Raw genomic sequence first — 15,932 nt, 5'->3', positions numbered from 1 at the left:
TGATTCCTTTTCGGTTTTATACCGGAATTTTAAATATTAAGTGAGTTAAATCAACGTGCTGGATAGAATCAAAGGTTGCTTTACAGAAAGTATTCAAACCCAGATTGCCGCGGCTGAGGCACTACCTGATGCCATATCCCGTGCAGCAATGACGTTGGTTCAGTCACTGCTCAACGGCAATAAAATTCTCTGCTGCGGTAATGGGACTTCTGCAGCTAACGCACAACACTTTGCAGCCAGCATGATAAACCGTTTTGAAACAGAGCGACCAAGCCTGCCTGCCATAGCATTGAATGCTGATAATGTTGTGCTGACAGCCATTGCCAATGACCGTTTGCATGACGAAGTCTATGCAAAACAGGTGCGCGCGCTCGGTCATGCCGGAGATGTTTTGCTCGCCATTTCCACTCGTGGCAATAGCCGTGATATTGTGAAGGCGGTCGAAGCAGCAGTCACCCGTGATATGACCATTGTTGCGCTTACAGGTTATGATGGTGGTGAACTGGCTGGCCTGTTAGGTCAGCAGGATGTGGAAATCCGCATACCTTCGCACCGTAGCGCCCGGGTTCAAGAATTACACATGCTGACAGTGAATTGCTTGTGTGACTTAATTGATAACACTCTATTTCCCCATCAGGACGATTAAAGGAGCACGAATGAAGGTTGGTTATATTTTTGCCATGCTATTCAGCGCCCTGCTATTACAAGGTTGTGTCGGTGCTGTCGTAGTTGGCAGTGCGGCCGTTGCAACTAAATCTGCCACAGACCCTCGTTCTGTCGGCACTCAGGTAGATGATGGCACACTTGAAGCCAGAGTCGTCAACGCGCTGAGCAAAGATCAGCAGATAAAGAGCCAAACACGTTTTGTTGTGACAGCTTACCAAGGAAAAGTTTTGCTGACCGGGCAATCGCCAACTGCTGAGCTGTCCAACCGCGCCAAGCAAATTGCAGCCGGTGTTGACGGTGCCACTGAAGTGTATAACGAGATGCGCCTGGGTAAACCGGTCGATCTGACGACTGCATCAATGGATACCTGGATTACCACCAAAGTCCGCTCACAGTTACTGACCGCGGACTCGGTTAAATCCTCCAATGTAAAAGTGACCACAGAGAATGGCGAAGTGTTCCTTTTGGGCCTGGTGACTCAGCAAGAAGGGCAATCAGCCGCTCAGATAGCCAGCCAGGTCAGTGGCGTTAAGCATGTAACCACTGCATTTACTATTGTAAAATAATCAATTAGTTAGAAGAAGCAACACTATCATGGGCCGGGAGAAATCCAGGCCCATTTTTAGCGCTACAAAACATGAAGCCATTAATCTAAATCATTCGCCTGTATGAAGTCTTTCCCACCCAATTGCCGCATTTGGCGCAAAATCCACTGTTGGCGGGAAATAACATAACCGGATGCTGCATTCGCCTTAAAACGCAGTGGATTGGGCAGAACTGCGGCTAATAGAGCAGCTTCTGATGCGCTCAATTTGCTGGCCGGTTTATTGAAGAAATGGCGAGCGGCTGCTTCTACGCCAAAAATACCCTCACCAAACTCCGCAATATTCAGATAAACCGTCAGAATACGCCGCTTGGTCCACACCAACTCAATACCGGCGGTCAATCCGACTTCCAGCCCTTTGCGTACCCAGCTACGGCCATCCCACAGGAACAGATTTTTGGCAGTTTGTTGCGATAAAGTCGACGCACCGCGGATACGGTTTTGGTTACGCTGATTATGGGCTAGCGCTGACTCTATAGCACCGACATCAAAGCCCCAATGCTCGGGGAATTTTTGATCTTCCGCAGCCATTACCGCCAACGCCATGTAAGGTGAAATCTCATCCATCGGCACCCAATCAGAGTGCGCGACGTACGAAAAATCGCCGGTCAACCAGGCACCGAGTTGTCTTTCAATCATGACCATGGAAAAGGGAACCGGTAGGAAAGCAAAAATCAAAATACCGGCCAACCACAGGGCAACAATGCCGATGACGGCCCGTTTCCCCCAATACCAAAGCCAATTTAATCCACGGCGGACTAAAATCATTCGGTTAAATCCAGCACCTTCGCCACCAGTTTATCAATTCCTTTTGCTGCTTCAGAAATTGATGCCGCCAACATGTAAGCAGGTGTTGTGACCACTTTATTCTCTGCATCGACCACGACGTCATCAGCAGGGCAAATAACATGCTCGCCCCCCATAATTTCAATCGCCTCAATGGTATCGGGATCGTTACCAATTGTTAGACGAACAGGCTTACCCAATAACTTTGGTAACATAACGGGAGAAATACACATAAACCCAATTGGTTTGTTCGCCTTATGCATTGATTGAGTTAGCTTATATAAATCCGGATCGATAGCACATTCAGAACTCTTAATAGCAAAATCGCTGAGGTTCTTTGCCGCACCAAAACCACCAGGAACAATAAGGGCATCCAAGTCCTCTGGATTAGCGGAGGAAAGTGCTTTAATCACGCCACGAGCAATGCGTGCGGACTCCACTAAAACATTCCGCTGCTCGGTGGACTCTTCACCGTTAAGATGATTAATAACATGGAGTTGTGGCTTATCTGGTGCGAAGAATACAATACGTGCTCCAGCACGATCTAATGCCAATATAGTTAAGACAGACTCATGTATCTCTGTGCCATCGAAAACGCCACACCCGCTAAGCACTACACCGACTGTTTTCATCACACCTCTCCTTTTCTTACTCTGTCAATTGCTTAACTCGTTCTAGTGACAAAGACGTATCTCTATCACATATTTTAATGAATCTTGTAACAAGAGCGCTTACATTTGCTATGTTATTGCTTGTATGATGTATGAAAGAATTCTAACAACCTGCAAATCCACTCGAAATCGAAATTATTATGCCCTAAATAATTCGAGTTACAGGAAGGCGGCAACTGAGCGAATCCCCAAGACCTTACATCAGTAAGTGACTGGGGTGAACGAAGGCAGCCAACGCACATGCAACTTGAAGTATGACGGGTATTGCAGGTTGACGATTTCCCTGGTGTTGGCGCAGTATTCGCGCACCCCGGCCTCGGTCGGGGTTATTTTTTTTCAGCTTCAGCTGCCCACTCACGTAACACCTGAACATCATTACGCCATTCTGATTTTAATTCATCGACCCAATCTTGCACGTTGTCCCACCATGCGGGCAGTGTTGGGGTTTGAATTTGCTGTGCAAGTTGCTGGATATGACGTAAGCCAACGGAACCGGCCGCCCCTTTAATTTTATGCGCTTCCTCCGTAATACCCTTTTGATCTCGCGCCGTCATGTTTGAATCCAATACAGCCAAATAGCTCGGCATCATTTGCTCAAACATTTCCAGACTTTGATGAATTAATTGTGGACCAACCAAATCGATGTATTGTTCCAGCATGGCAGTATCAAGTAACGATTCATGGGTTTGCATCACAATGTGTTCCTGTTTTTTAGCGGCAGAAGAAGGCTTATGATCCCAGAATTGCTTAATCATGGCCGTGAGCGCAGGAACAGATAACGGCTTACTCAGCACATCATCCATCCCAGCATCTAAATACTCTTTTTTGTCTTTAAGCACGTTGGCAGTCAAGGCCACCAATGGCGGTAAGGATTGCTGCCCATAATCAGCCCTAATTTGGCGAGCAATATCCAACCCACTCATATCTGGCAATTGAATATCCAGCAGTACTAAATCAAAATCATCGGGTTTGAACATCGCCAGAGCGTCATGACCATTCATCGCCACCTCGACACTGTTGCCCAGTTTTTCCAACACTGAGCGCGCAACAATGACATTCAGCTCGATATCCTCCACCAGCAATATGTGAAGAGCTGGGAGCGGGGTATCGTCGCCTAATGGTGCACTAGACGCGGCCTGCACGACAGGTGCTTTAATGGTCAGGGTAAAGCATGAACCGGCCCCTTGGATACTTTTCACCGTAATATCGCCGCCCATGCTCTGTGCCAGACGTTTAGACACCGCCAGCCCAATGCCGGTGCCGGTTGCCGGACGGCCGCCATTACTGTCTTTTACCTGATAATACATGGCGAAAATCTTGTCCTGCTCGTCTTCAGGGATCCCCATGCCGGAATCTTCCACTTCGAAAATCAAGCGGTCATTGCTTTCACGCCTAACCCGCACCACAATTTCACCTTGCTGGGTAAACTTCACTGCGTTGCCGATTAAGTTCCATAAAATCTGACGCAAGCGGGTGCCATCGGTAATCACTTTCTCCGGCAATGGTAACTGCGGTTCCATAATGAACTTCAGCCCTTTCGGTTGCACCAACAGGCCAGAAAGGTTCTCTAAATCCGCCATAAAGCCAGTAAAATCAATTGGTTGATTATCAAGCTGAACTTTACGTCGCTCCAATTTATCCATCTCTATAATATCGTTGAAGATATTACCGAGAGTAATAGCACTGACATGAATGGTTTTCAGGTATTTTAGTTGTTCGCTGTCTAATTCGGTATCTAACAGGATACGGCTTAGGCCCACAATGCCATTAAGCGGCGTCCGCAGCTCATGGCTGATGGTTGAGATGAAAGTCGTCTTATCCCTACTGGCATTCTCCAGCGCATCCTGATAGCGCTTACGCTCAGTTATATCGCGCCCAAACCCCATCAACCCATGTCGTTTACCGACTCGGTCATAAAATGGTACTTTTCGCAATTCAAAACAGGCTTTACGCCCATCGGGATACACCAACCATTGCTCATAAGTCAGAGAAACGTTGTGACGGAAAACTTTCTCATCGGTTTCCATGACTTTTTCAGCGATGTCCGGCGCATAGACATCTTTAGGGGTCAAGCCGACCAACTGTTTCTCACTTTTGCCAGTCAATAGTTCCATCGCCCGGTTACAGCCGGAGAACTCATTATCTTCGTTACGGTAATAAACCAAATCAGGTGAAGCATCCAAAAAAGAGCGTAATAAGGCCGACTGTTGCCCTAATTCAACCTGTGCCTGCTCACGGTGGCCCATCTCTTCTTTCAGTTTGTCGACCACTTGCAGGTGAGCTTTCTCCGCTTTCTCACGTTCGACAATTTCCTGATTGAGTTGAGCAATGTTTTCCGTTAGTTGTTTATTCAGCTCTAAATCGCGATAACGCATTACTTCAAGCTTATCAACCAACCGGGATAAGCGCTGGCGCGACTCTTCCAGTTGCTCAACCACCACCGACAGGAAATACACAGCCCACGGGGTTATCAGCAAGCCAAAGAAAATGGAACGCACCAGATCGAGGGTTTCCACCGAGCCACTCAATACAAATGTCACCGCCATCTGAACCACCATGGCCAGTAACACCAGCACAGATGCCAGCAGCAGTGAGAAGCGAACCAGCCCTAACTTAACCATTAAATCAACGTAGTACTGGGCTAATACCCTGATTTGCTTCATAGCAACCCCTGTCTGTGTTTCTGGATATCCCTTGGAATCTATACCCAAAGTCATTGGAGTCGCAGGTAGGCAGCCAGCAAGCGAATCCCGATGAGCTTACACAAGTAAGTGATTCGGGTAAGTGCGCACAGCTAACAACCCTGCGACTTCAAGTACGAAGGGTATAAATCATACCGTAAAACTGGGCCAAGATAAGATGGCTTGCTGAGAAGTGTGGAAAAGATTGCAAATCACAATGAGAGATTGAGAAACAAAGCGCAGTAGCCGATCACAGCGCAGAGGCTTGCCCGCCATGAGCCAGCATATAATTATTCAGCTCATTCATACCCGTCCAACGATTCGCGCACCATAGTGGCGCAAGCAAAGTTGGTCTGCGGGCGCTGGCAGAAATGCGGTGATAGACAATTCCGGCGGGGGTATGGCGGATCATTTCACCGGCGGTAAACACATAATCTTCCAGTGCCAGTTCGGGCAAACGCCCCGCCCGCCATGCTTTGGCCATGATACTGCCCTCCACGATATGCAGTGGGTGCAGTTTTATCCCATCAACGCCAGTGACCACCACTTTCTCCAGTGTTTCCATACACTGCGCCTGCTCCTCACCGGGTAGACCGACAATCAAATGGCAACACACTTTTAACCCTCGGGCACGAGCGCGACGGGCTGTTTGTTGGTAACAGGCAAAATCATGACCACGGTTAATACGTTTGAGTGTTTTATCATTAGCAGTCTGTAACCCCAGCTCTAGCCAAACTTCATAGCCTTGCTGGTGATAGCCACTTAATAAATCCAACACCGCGTCTGGCACACAATCGGGCCGAGTTCCCACACACAAGCCGACAATGTCAGCTTCAGCCAAAGCTTGCTCATACATCACCGCCAGCGCATTGACCTCTGCATAAGTACTGGTATAGGCCTGGAAGTAAGCCAGGTAGCGTTTTGCCCGATTGGCTTTTTTAGCTTGCTCCGCCAATTGCTGCGCAATGCCCTGTTGCTGCATTTGTTCATCAGCAAATGAAGCCACATTACAAAAAGTACAGCCCCCGCGACCAAGGGTTCCGTCCCGATTAGGGCAGCTAAACCCGCCGTGTAGCGTGAGTTTATGAATTTTTTCACCATAGCGGCGCTGTAAATCCGCACCAAACATATTGACTAATTGCTGCAACTGCATAATCTTGGCACTGCCTGTCAAAAAAGAGCTTTAGGCTACCCGCTAGCGATATAATTCGCGATGACAGAGATCAACTCCCAAGCCCTTGGGTGCAACTGTGCATAACCATTCATTATAAATGCAAATAAAATCACTTGACCGATGATTAAATTTTCTTATTTCCACTCTGTTCTGAGTGCTTCTATTACAATTCAGTGAAAAATAGTGTTAAAAACCAGAAAATACACACCATACAGAACATTACCCCACAATCCCCGCCAGCACTAGCATGGTGCAGAGATTTGTCGATTGCACTATAGTGAGACAGCTCACACTTTACCATCAACCCTATGAAGCATAGTGGCATGAAAAAATGCCAATAAATTCATATTTTTCATTACCATAAACCTCTTTATTACCTTAAAGATAGTTCTTAAGCCTATATTTGACCTGAGTATTCTTTCTCGCTAAGTTGGAAGTCCGCTGGAAGCTTTCTAGACGGGCAAACGTCTAGTCATAATTATGCAGTAATTTAAGACTCCCTCTTAAAACAAGTCTTATACCACTTGTGAGAACCGTCACAAGAGGCCATTGCCGGAGGGCGGAAAAGCAGATTTGCCGCGAAATACGCGCCTGTCAGCCCAGCCCGCCTGATGTCGAGATGGTCTTCTGGAGTCGGTTTGTGAGAGTCTCGCAGAGCCTGGGGAGGTTCACTGATATGTTGTACGATAAATCCCTTGAGAGGGACAACTGTGGTTTCGGCCTAATCGCCCACATAGAAGGCGAACCTAGCCATAAGGTCGTGCGTACCGCAATACACGCACTGGCCCGCATGCAACACCGTGGCGCGATACTTGCTGATGGCAAGACCGGCGACGGCTGTGGCCTGCTATTACAAAAGCCGGATCGTTTTTTCCGGATGGTCGCCGAAGAACGCGGATGGCGTTTGGCCAAAAACTATGCCGTCGGCATGATGTTTCTCAGTCAGGACGAAGAACTCGCCAAGGCAAGCCGCCGCATTGTAGAAGAAGAATTACAAAACGAAACGCTGTCGATTATCGGCTGGCGTGAAGTGCCGACCAACCCAGACGTTCTTGGTGAAATCGCCCTCTCCTCCCTGCCTCGGATTGAACAAATTTTTGTGAACGCCCCTGCTGGCTGGCGTCCACGCGATATGGAACGTCGCCTGTTTGTGGCGCGTCGCCGTATTGAGAAACGCATTGCAAACGACAAAGATTTCTACGTTTGTAGTTTCTCAAACCTGGTCACGATCTATAAAGGCTTATGTATGCCTGCGGATCTGCCCCGTTTTTATCTTGATTTGGCTGATCTGCGTATGGAATCGGCTATCTGCCTGTTCCATCAGCGCTTCTCAACCAACACCGTGCCGCGCTGGCCACTGGCTCAGCCGTTCCGCTATCTGGCGCACAATGGCGAAATCAACACTATCGCCGGTAACCGCCAATGGGCACGGGCACGCGCTTACAAATTCAAAACGCCATTAATCCCCGATTTGCAGGATGCGGCTCCTTTCGTCAATGAGACCGGCTCGGACTCCAGTTCACTGGATAACATGCTGGAGCTGTTCCTCAGCGGCGGGATGGACTTGATTCGTGCGATGCGTCTGTTAGTGCCACCGGCCTGGCAGAACAACCCGGATATGGATACCGACCTGCGCGCCTTCTTTGACTTCAACTCCATGCATATGGAGCCATGGGATGGCCCGGCCGGGATTGTGATGTCAGATGGCCGCTATGCTGCCTGTAACCTTGACCGTAATGGCCTGCGCCCTGCGCGCTATGTTATCACCAAAGATAAGCTCATCACCTGCGCTTCTGAAGTCGGTATCTGGGATTATCAGCCCGATGAAGTGGTGGAGAAAGGCCGTGTTGGCCCCGGCGAACTGATGGTTATCGATACCCGCAGCGGCAAGATCCTGCATTCCGCCGAAACAGATAACGATCTGAAAAGCCGCCATCCGTATAAAGAGTGGATGGAGAAGAACGTTAAGCGCCTGGTGCCGTTTGAAGATCTACCAGAAGATCAGGTAGGTAGCCGCCAGTTAGATGACTCACAGCTCGAAACCTATCAAAAGCAATTCGGTTACAGCAGCGAAGAGCTGGATCAAGTCATCCGCGTGCTGGGTGAAATTGGTCAGGAAGCCACCGGTTCAATGGGTGATGACACTCCATTTGCGGTGCTTTCCAGCGGCCCGCGTATTATTTACGATTACTTCCGCCAGCAATTTGCGCAGGTCACCAACCCGCCAATCGATCCGCTGCGTGAAGCACACGTGATGTCGCTGGCGACCAGTATTGGCCGTGAAATGAACGTGTTCTGCGAAGCTGAAGGTCAGGCGCACCGTCTGAGCTTTAAATCGCCGATCTTGCTGTTCTCCGACTTCCAGCAGTTAACCACCTTGGAAGGCGAGCACTACCGCGCTGATCGGCTGGATCTCACCTTTGACCCCGCAGAAACTGATCTGGAACAAGCGGTTTTGGCCTTGTGCGAAGAGGCTGAGCGCAAAGTGCGTGATGGTGCCGTGATGCTGGTGCTGTCAGACCGTGCCATTGCACCTCACCGCTTGCCGGTTCCGGCACCTATGGCTGTGGGTGCTATCCAGACTCGCCTGGTAGAAAAAAACCTGCGTTGCGATGCCAATATTATTGTTGAAACCGCCAGCGCCCGTGACCCCCATCACTTCGCTGTATTGCTCGGTTTTGGTGCTACTGCGATTTACCCTTATTTAGCTTATGAATCACTGGCTAAATTGGTTGATACCCAAGCTATTGATAAGAAGTATCGCGATGTGATGCTGAACTATCGTAACGGTATCAATAAAGGGCTGTACAAAATCATGTCCAAAATGGGCATTTCAACCGTGGCATCATACCGTTGCGCCAAACTGTTTGAAGCGGTTGGCCTGCATCGTGACCTGACCAATCTGTGTTTCCAGGGCGTGGTAAGTCGCATCGGCGGAGCCAGTTTCAGTGATTTCCAACAGGATTTACAGAATCTGTCCAAACGCGCCTGGCTGAAACGCAAGCCACTGGATCAGGGCGGATTGCTGAAATTTGTCCACAACGGCGAATATCATGCGTATAACCCGGATGTAGTCAGCACCTTACAAACTGCAGTCCACAGCGGCGAATACAGTGATTATCAGGTTTACGCCAAACTGGTGAATGAGCGCCCGGTAGCCACATTGCGCGATCTGTTGGCCATTAAACCGCAAGGCACCCCGATCCCTGTGGATCAGGTTGAACCAGCTGAATCTCTGTTTAAGCGCTTTGATACTGCTGCCATGTCTATCGGCGCACTCAGCCCGGAAGCCCATGAGTCATTAGCCATCGCAATGAACAGCCTCGGCGGGTTCTCCAACTCCGGTGAGGGCGGCGAAGACCCCGCGCGTTACGGCACCAATAAGGTTTCTCGTATCAAGCAGGTAGCATCAGGCCGTTTCGGTGTTACACCGGCGTATTTGGTGAATGCGGATGTTATCCAAATCAAAGTAGCACAAGGTGCAAAACCGGGTGAAGGCGGCCAATTACCGGGTGATAAAGTCACGCCGTATATCGCCAAACTGCGTTATTCCGTGCCAGGTGTGACCTTGATTTCCCCACCGCCGCACCATGATATTTATTCAATCGAAGACTTGGCACAGCTGATTTTCGACTTGAAACAGGTCAATCCGAAAGCAATGATTTCGGTGAAACTGGTTTCTGAACCCGGTGTTGGCACCATTGCCACCGGTGTAGCAAAAGCCTATGCCGACTTGATTACTATTGCAGGATACGACGGTGGCACCGGTGCCAGCCCACTGTCCTCAGTGAAATATGCGGGTTGCCCGTGGGAACTGGGGCTGGTGGAAACACAACAAGCACTGGTTGCCAACGGCCTACGCCATAAAATTCGTCTGCAAGTGGATGGTGGTCTGAAAACGGGTGTTGATATTGTTAAAGCGGCGATTCTGGGCGCAGAAAGCTTCGGTTTCGGTACTGGTCCTATGGTGGCGCTGGGTTGTAAATACTTACGTATTTGTCACCTGAATAACTGCGCAACAGGTGTAGCAACCCAGGATGAAAAGCTGCGTCGTGACCATTACCACGGCTTGCCTGAGCGTGTAGTGAACTACTTCCAGTTTATTGCCCGTGAAACCCGCGAAATCATGGCTGAGCTGGGTGTGAGCCAACTAGTTGATTTGATTGGCCGTACTGACATGCTGTTGGAACTTGATGGCATCTCAGCCAAACAAAATAAACTGGATCTGTCGCCAATGCTGAAAACCGCAACGCCACATCCAGGCAAAGCGCTGTATTGCACCGAAAATAATCCACCGTTCGATAAAGGCTTATTGAATAAAGAGTTGTTGGCGCAAGCCGAGCCGTATATTGAAGCTAAACAGAGCAAGACGTTTTACTTTGATATCCGCAACACCGACCGTTCCGTGGGTGCAGCGTTATCCGGCGCGATTGCCACCAAGCATCGCGACCAAGGGCTGGCAACCGATCCTATCAAAGCCTACTTCTCCGGTACTGCCGGTCAGAGCTTTGGGGTGTGGAATGCCGGTGGCGTTGAGCTGACCCTAACAGGCGATGCCAACGACTATGTCGGTAAAGGCATGGCCGGTGGCCGCATTGCGGTGCGCCCTCCAGTGGGTTCCAACTTCCGCAGCCACGAAGCCAGCATTGTCGGCAACACTTGCCTATATGGTGCTACTGGCGGCAAGTTGTTCGCTGCTGGTCGTGCCGGTGAGCGTTTCGCGGTACGTAACTCCGGGGCAATTACCGTCGTGGAAGGTATCGGCGATAACGGTTGTGAATATATGACTGGTGGAATTGTTTGCGTACTGGGTCGTACCGGAATTAACTTCGGTGCAGGTATGACCGGTGGTTTCGCTTATGTCCTTGATGAAGATGGTGAATTCCGTAAACGTGTTAACCCTGAGCTGGTTGAAGTTCTGGATGTTGATCAATTGGCAATCCATGAAGAACATCTGCGCGGCCTGATCACTGAACATGTGCAGTTGACGGGCTCTAGCCGTGGTGAAGAAATTCTGGCTAACTGGCCGGAATGGGTGACCAAGTTTGCTTTGGTTAAACCGAAATCCAGCGATGTGAAAGCACTGTTGGGTCACCGTAGCCGTTCCGCAGCTGAGCTGCGGGTTCAAGCGCAGTAAGGGGTTGAAATGAGTCAGAATGTTTATCAGTTTATCGACCTACAGCGTGTAGATCCGCCGAAAAAACCGCTGAAGATCCGCAAAATTGAATTTGTTGAGATTTACGAGCCATTCTCGGAAACACAGGCTAAAGCACAGGCAGACCGCTGTTTGTCGTGCGGTAATCCCTATTGCGAATGGAAATGCCCGGTGCATAACTATATCCCTAACTGGCTGAAACTGGCCAACGAAGGGCGAATTATGGAAGCAGCGGATCTTGCTCATCAAACCAATAGCTTGCCAGAAGTCTGTGGCCGCGTATGCCCGCAAGACCGTTTGTGCGAAGGGTCTTGTACTCTGAATGATGAGTTTGGCGCGGTGACCATCGGTAACATCGAACGCTATATCAGTGACAAAGCCATTGAAATGGGCTGGAAACCTGATATGTCTCATGTTCATCCGACCGGTAAACGTGTGGCGGTGATTGGTGCTGGCCCCGCCGGGCTGGCCTGTGCTGATGTTCTGGCGCGTAACGGTGTACAAGCGGTGGTGTTTGACCGTCATCCAGAAATTGGTGGCTTACTGACCTTTGGTATTCCGGCCTTTAAGCTGGAAAAAGAAGTGATGATTAAGCGCCGTAAAATCTTCTCCGAGATGGGTATTGAATTCCAATTGAATACCGAAGTCGGCAAAGACATCACTATGGATGCGCTGTTGCAAGAGTATGACGCAGTGTTCCTCGGTGTGGGCACTTACCAATCCATGCGCGGTGGCCTGGAAAACGAAGATGCATCTGGAGTATATGATGCCCTGCCGTTCCTGATTGCCAATACCAAACAGCTGATGGGCTACGACGCTGCACCTCACGAGCCCTATATCAATATGCAAGGCAAACGCGTTGTGGTGCTGGGTGGTGGTGATACCGCGATGGACTGTGTACGTTCCTCCATTCGCCAAGGGGCAACTGATGTAGTTTGTGCCTATCGCCGTGATGAAGCCAACATGCCGGGCTCCAAGCGGGAAGTGAAAAACGCGCGTGAGGAAGGCGTTGAATTTAAATTCAATCTGCAACCTTTGAGCATCGAAGTGAACAGTAACGGCAAAGTCTGTGGTGTGAAGATGGTTCGAACCCAACTGGGTGCGCCAGATGCGCAGGGGCGTCGCATGGCTGAGCAGATCCCAGGCTCAGAACATGTTCTGCCAGCAGATGCTGTGGTTATGGCATTTGGCTTCCGCCCACACAGCATGGAATGGCTGGCCGCTCATGACGTAGCATTGGATAAACAAGGCCGTGTTGTGGCACCAGAACGCACTGATAATGCCTTCCAGACCAGTAACCCAAAAATCTTTGCCGGTGGTGATATTGTTCGTGGCTCTGATTTAGTGGTGACCGCCATTGCTGAAGGCCGAAAAGCAGCAGAAGGCATCATGAATTATTTGGAAGTTTGACACCAAAGATCCTGTCATATACATGCAAAACATCGAGGGCTGGTTATCCAGCCCTTTTTATTGTCTTTTTTCGCGCGCAACGTCATTCACTCAAGATTTTGTAACAATCTCAGCCCGCCTTATTTGCAGCATTTTGACCATGAAGCGCTATAGTAAGGGCCGAGTTTAGATTTATTTATACTTTATGGGCCAACACTTCCAGGCCCGACACAGCTATTTTCCTGTATATGTTGTTACGCCTTGTTTTAAAGAAAGGATCATCTGTTATGAAATCTCACTTACTTTTTATTGCTGGCGGCTTACTGGCTATCAGCGGAAGTGCATTTGCAATGTCACTTAATTATCAAGAGGTTGGTTATAACATTGAGGCTCGGGGTGCTCGAGCTGTGGTGGCTGAACTGGCAAAAGCGGGGCAATTACCTGCGGTAGAGAATAATATCAAGCTAGGTGATGATAACTGGATTGCCATGGCCCCTAAGCTGGCCGATGGTGGTAATGCAAGTTTCACCGCGGGCGTAAAATCAGCCCTATCTTCGGCGCTGATTTATAATCCAGCCGCAGTACTAAAAGCAGTAAGTGACAGCAAAACACTCACATTGTCAGACATTTGTACTGCACCAGCCGATGCTAAAGACAGTGCTGCGAAAGCCAGTTTCCAACAGCGCGCCACTCATACTCTGTCAACTATCAGAAATAGCGATATGATGAGCCAGCGTGATAACTGCCTGGCCGAATTGAAAAAGTTATCTTAGCGTTAATAGTACAATACAAATAATCAGGGCGGCCAAAGCCGCCCTGATAAAACATTTACCGAGAAATTAAAACGACTACTTAACAACACGCAATGCTGGGCGACCACCACTACGTGGCGGTTGCGGCGGCTCATCATCTGGTGAGCTACCATCACCTTGCGGTGCCTGAGTATCATCCGTTACCAACATCAAATTTTCTGTCGGTGTAGTCTCGTCGTTTTCTTCTTCCATGCCAACAAAATTGCCATCAGCATCAGAATCGTAAGCTTCTTCAGGTTCAAACATAGTGCCAGAACCATTTTCCCGCGCATAGATTGCCATCACCGCCCCCATAGGGACAGTAACTTGACAGGGAATACCACCAAAACGGGCATTGAAACTCACGCCTTCATTACCCAGTTCCAGATTAGCCACGGCGCGCGGTGCCACATTCAATACAATTTGCCCATCACGGGCGAACTCCATTGGCACCGATACACCCGGCCGTGTGACATCCACGACCAGATGTGGAGTCAGTTGATTATCAATCAACCACTCATAGAATGCGCGCAACAGGTAAGGACGGCGCGGAGACATATCAGACGTCGCCATAAAAATTAACCCCGGGTTTGCAGGCGCATTTCACGTTCAGCTTCAGTCAGAGAAGCCAGGAATGCATCACGCTCAAACACTCGAGTCATATAGCCTTTCAGCTCTTTAGAACCCGCACCGGTGAATTCAATGCCCAATTCTGGCAAACGCCATAGCAACGGAGCCAGGTAGCAATCAACCAGACTGAATTCTTCGCTCATGAAGTAAGGTGCTTCATTAAACACTGGCGCGATGGACAACAGTTCTTCACGCAACTGTTTACGTGCAGCTTCTGCTTCCTGTGCATTACCTTGCTCGATTTTGTGCAGCAGGGAATACCAGTCATGCTCAATACGGTGCATCATCAAGCGGCTGCTACCACGTGCAACTGGGTATACCGGCATCAATGGTGGGTGAGGAAAACGCTCATCCAAATATTCCATGATGATGCGGGATTCATACAGAGTCAGCTCGCGGTCAACCAAAGTAGGAACTGTACGGTAAGGATTGAGGTCAATCAGGTCCTGCGGCAGATTATCAGCTTCAACCTGCTCAATCTCAACACTGACACCTTTCTCCGCCAGTACGATACGTACTTGATGGCTAAAAATGTCGGTCGGGCCGGAAAACAGCGTCATTACCGAACGTTTGTTGGCAGCGACAGCCATGAAAACCTCCAAGATTATCTAGAAAACAATGCGAATAGCCCACGGTGACGTTGCTATCCTGAGTCGTTTTACCGCCGGTTCGCAATCAAGGTAGTTGCTGCCGTAAATAAGCCTTGGTCGAGAGAATAATTCAGCCAGGGAGATACACGGATGCAAACAGTTCGCCGAACAGGCACAAAAGTGAGTGATAGTTTACCAGATTTTGCATGTTTTGTGGGGATGCTGCTGCGATTTCATCAATAATTGTCTATCAGACAACAGCTTAGCGATAAAAATATAATGAATAAAATGATGGAAGTGTGTTTTTCAGCTATTTATCTTGTTTCATACCAATAAAAAAACCCGGTGAGACACCGGGTTTTTACCATTAATCTGCTGCCATGACGGCAAAAAATTAACGCTTGGAGAACTGTGGACGACGACGTGCTTTACGCAGACCCACTTTCTTACGCTCAACTTCACGCGCATCACGCGTTACGAAGCCAGCTTTACGCAGTTCACCACGTAGAGACTCGTCATATTCCATCAGTGCACGGGTGATACCGTGACGGATAGCACCAGCCTGACCTGAAATACCACCACCTTTAACAGTGATGTACATGTCAAACTTGCTAACCATATCCAGCAGTACTAGCGGTTGCATAACAACCATACGGCCAGTTTCGCGACCGAAGTACTCTTCGATGCTACGTTGGTTAATAACGATATTACCGCTACCCGGCTTAAGAAAAACGCGTGCAGCGGAACTTTTGCGGCGACCAGTGCCGTAGTATTGATTTTCAGCCATTGCCATAA

The 15,932-nt window shown here is 49.2% G+C and carries 12 protein-coding genes; 5 read left to right on the top strand and 7 right to left on the bottom strand.

Features of this window, described 5'->3' with window-relative positions; translation table 11 throughout:
• Positions 1 to 55 precede the first annotated feature (55 nt).
• Both diaA and dolP read left to right on the top strand, forming a co-directional pair.
• Positions 56 to 646, top strand: coding sequence for a DnaA initiator-associating protein DiaA (gene diaA / locus ACF3VQ_RS02385; RefSeq protein WP_004710884.1), 591 nt, complete (start codon positions 56 to 58; stop codon positions 644 to 646).
• A gap of 10 nt (positions 647 to 656) precedes the next feature.
• Positions 657 to 1,232, top strand: coding sequence for a division/outer membrane stress-associated lipid-binding lipoprotein (gene dolP, locus ACF3VQ_RS02380; protein ID WP_005166550.1), 576 nt, complete (start codon positions 657 to 659; stop codon positions 1,230 to 1,232).
• 80 nt (positions 1,233 to 1,312) lie between these two features.
• Here the strand turns inward: dolP and mtgA are convergent, their stop codons facing one another.
• The 4 genes from mtgA to ACF3VQ_RS02360 all read right to left on the bottom strand — a co-directional run bounded on the left by mtgA (position 1,313) and on the right by ACF3VQ_RS02360 (position 6,561).
• A complete protein-coding gene (mtgA, locus tag ACF3VQ_RS02375; RefSeq protein WP_392433242.1) occupies positions 1,313 to 2,038 on the bottom strand; it encodes a monofunctional biosynthetic peptidoglycan transglycosylase in 726 nt (241 codons plus the stop codon).
• Positions 2,035 to 2,688: an isoprenoid biosynthesis glyoxalase ElbB gene (gene elbB / locus ACF3VQ_RS02370; protein WP_392433241.1), complete on the bottom strand. Its 654-nt coding sequence runs from the start codon at positions 2,686 to 2,688 to the stop codon at positions 2,035 to 2,037. The genes mtgA and elbB overlap by 4 nt, the downstream gene beginning before the upstream one ends.
• A gap of 365 nt (positions 2,689 to 3,053) precedes the next feature.
• Positions 3,054 to 5,390: an aerobic respiration two-component sensor histidine kinase ArcB gene (gene arcB / locus ACF3VQ_RS02365; protein ID WP_026017906.1), complete on the bottom strand. Its 2,337-nt coding sequence runs from the start codon at positions 5,388 to 5,390 to the stop codon at positions 3,054 to 3,056.
• Positions 5,391 to 5,658: 268 nt separating this feature from the next.
• Positions 5,659 to 6,561 carry a TIGR01212 family radical SAM protein gene (locus tag ACF3VQ_RS02360; protein WP_392433240.1) on the bottom strand — a complete coding sequence of 301 codons (903 nt, stop codon included), beginning with the start codon at positions 6,559 to 6,561 and terminating at the stop codon, positions 5,659 to 5,661.
• 697 nt (positions 6,562 to 7,258) lie between these two features.
• On the opposite strand from ACF3VQ_RS02360, the gene gltB reads away from it, so the two are divergent.
• The 3 genes from gltB to ACF3VQ_RS02345 all read left to right on the top strand — a co-directional run bounded on the left by gltB (position 7,259) and on the right by ACF3VQ_RS02345 (position 13,899).
• Positions 7,259 to 11,719, top strand: a complete 4,461-nt coding sequence (gltB, locus tag ACF3VQ_RS02355) for a glutamate synthase large subunit (protein WP_392433239.1) — start codon at positions 7,259 to 7,261, stop codon at positions 11,717 to 11,719.
• A gap of 9 nt (positions 11,720 to 11,728) precedes the next feature.
• Positions 11,729 to 13,147 carry a glutamate synthase small subunit gene (locus ACF3VQ_RS02350; protein ID WP_019082232.1) on the top strand — a complete coding sequence of 473 codons (1,419 nt, stop codon included), beginning with the start codon at positions 11,729 to 11,731 and terminating at the stop codon, positions 13,145 to 13,147.
• 266 nt (positions 13,148 to 13,413) lie between these two features.
• Positions 13,414 to 13,899, top strand: a complete 486-nt coding sequence (locus ACF3VQ_RS02345; RefSeq protein ID WP_392433238.1) for a hypothetical protein — start codon at positions 13,414 to 13,416, stop codon at positions 13,897 to 13,899.
• 75 nt (positions 13,900 to 13,974) lie between these two features.
• Here the strand turns inward: ACF3VQ_RS02345 and sspB are convergent, their stop codons facing one another.
• The 3 genes from sspB to rpsI form a co-directional block, all read right to left on the bottom strand.
• Positions 13,975 to 14,490: a ClpXP protease specificity-enhancing factor gene (gene sspB / locus ACF3VQ_RS02340; protein ID WP_392433237.1), complete on the bottom strand. Its 516-nt coding sequence runs from the start codon at positions 14,488 to 14,490 to the stop codon at positions 13,975 to 13,977.
• A gap of 5 nt (positions 14,491 to 14,495) precedes the next feature.
• A complete protein-coding gene (sspA, locus tag ACF3VQ_RS02335; protein WP_005162411.1) occupies positions 14,496 to 15,137 on the bottom strand; it encodes a stringent starvation protein SspA in 642 nt (213 codons plus the stop codon).
• A gap of 394 nt (positions 15,138 to 15,531) precedes the next feature.
• The gene (rpsI, locus tag ACF3VQ_RS02330) at positions 15,532 to 15,924 is read right to left on the bottom strand and encodes a 30S ribosomal protein S9 (RefSeq protein ID WP_019080041.1); all 393 of its coding nucleotides are present in this window, start codon (positions 15,922 to 15,924) and stop codon (positions 15,532 to 15,534) included.
• Positions 15,925 to 15,932: the final 8 nt, after the last annotated feature.

Origin of the sequence: Yersinia fenwicki (genome assembly GCF_043099325.1) — a bacterium.
Lineage (GTDB): Bacteria > Pseudomonadota > Gammaproteobacteria > Enterobacterales > Enterobacteriaceae > Yersinia.
This window is presented reverse-complemented; position numbering and strand designations above follow the sequence as displayed.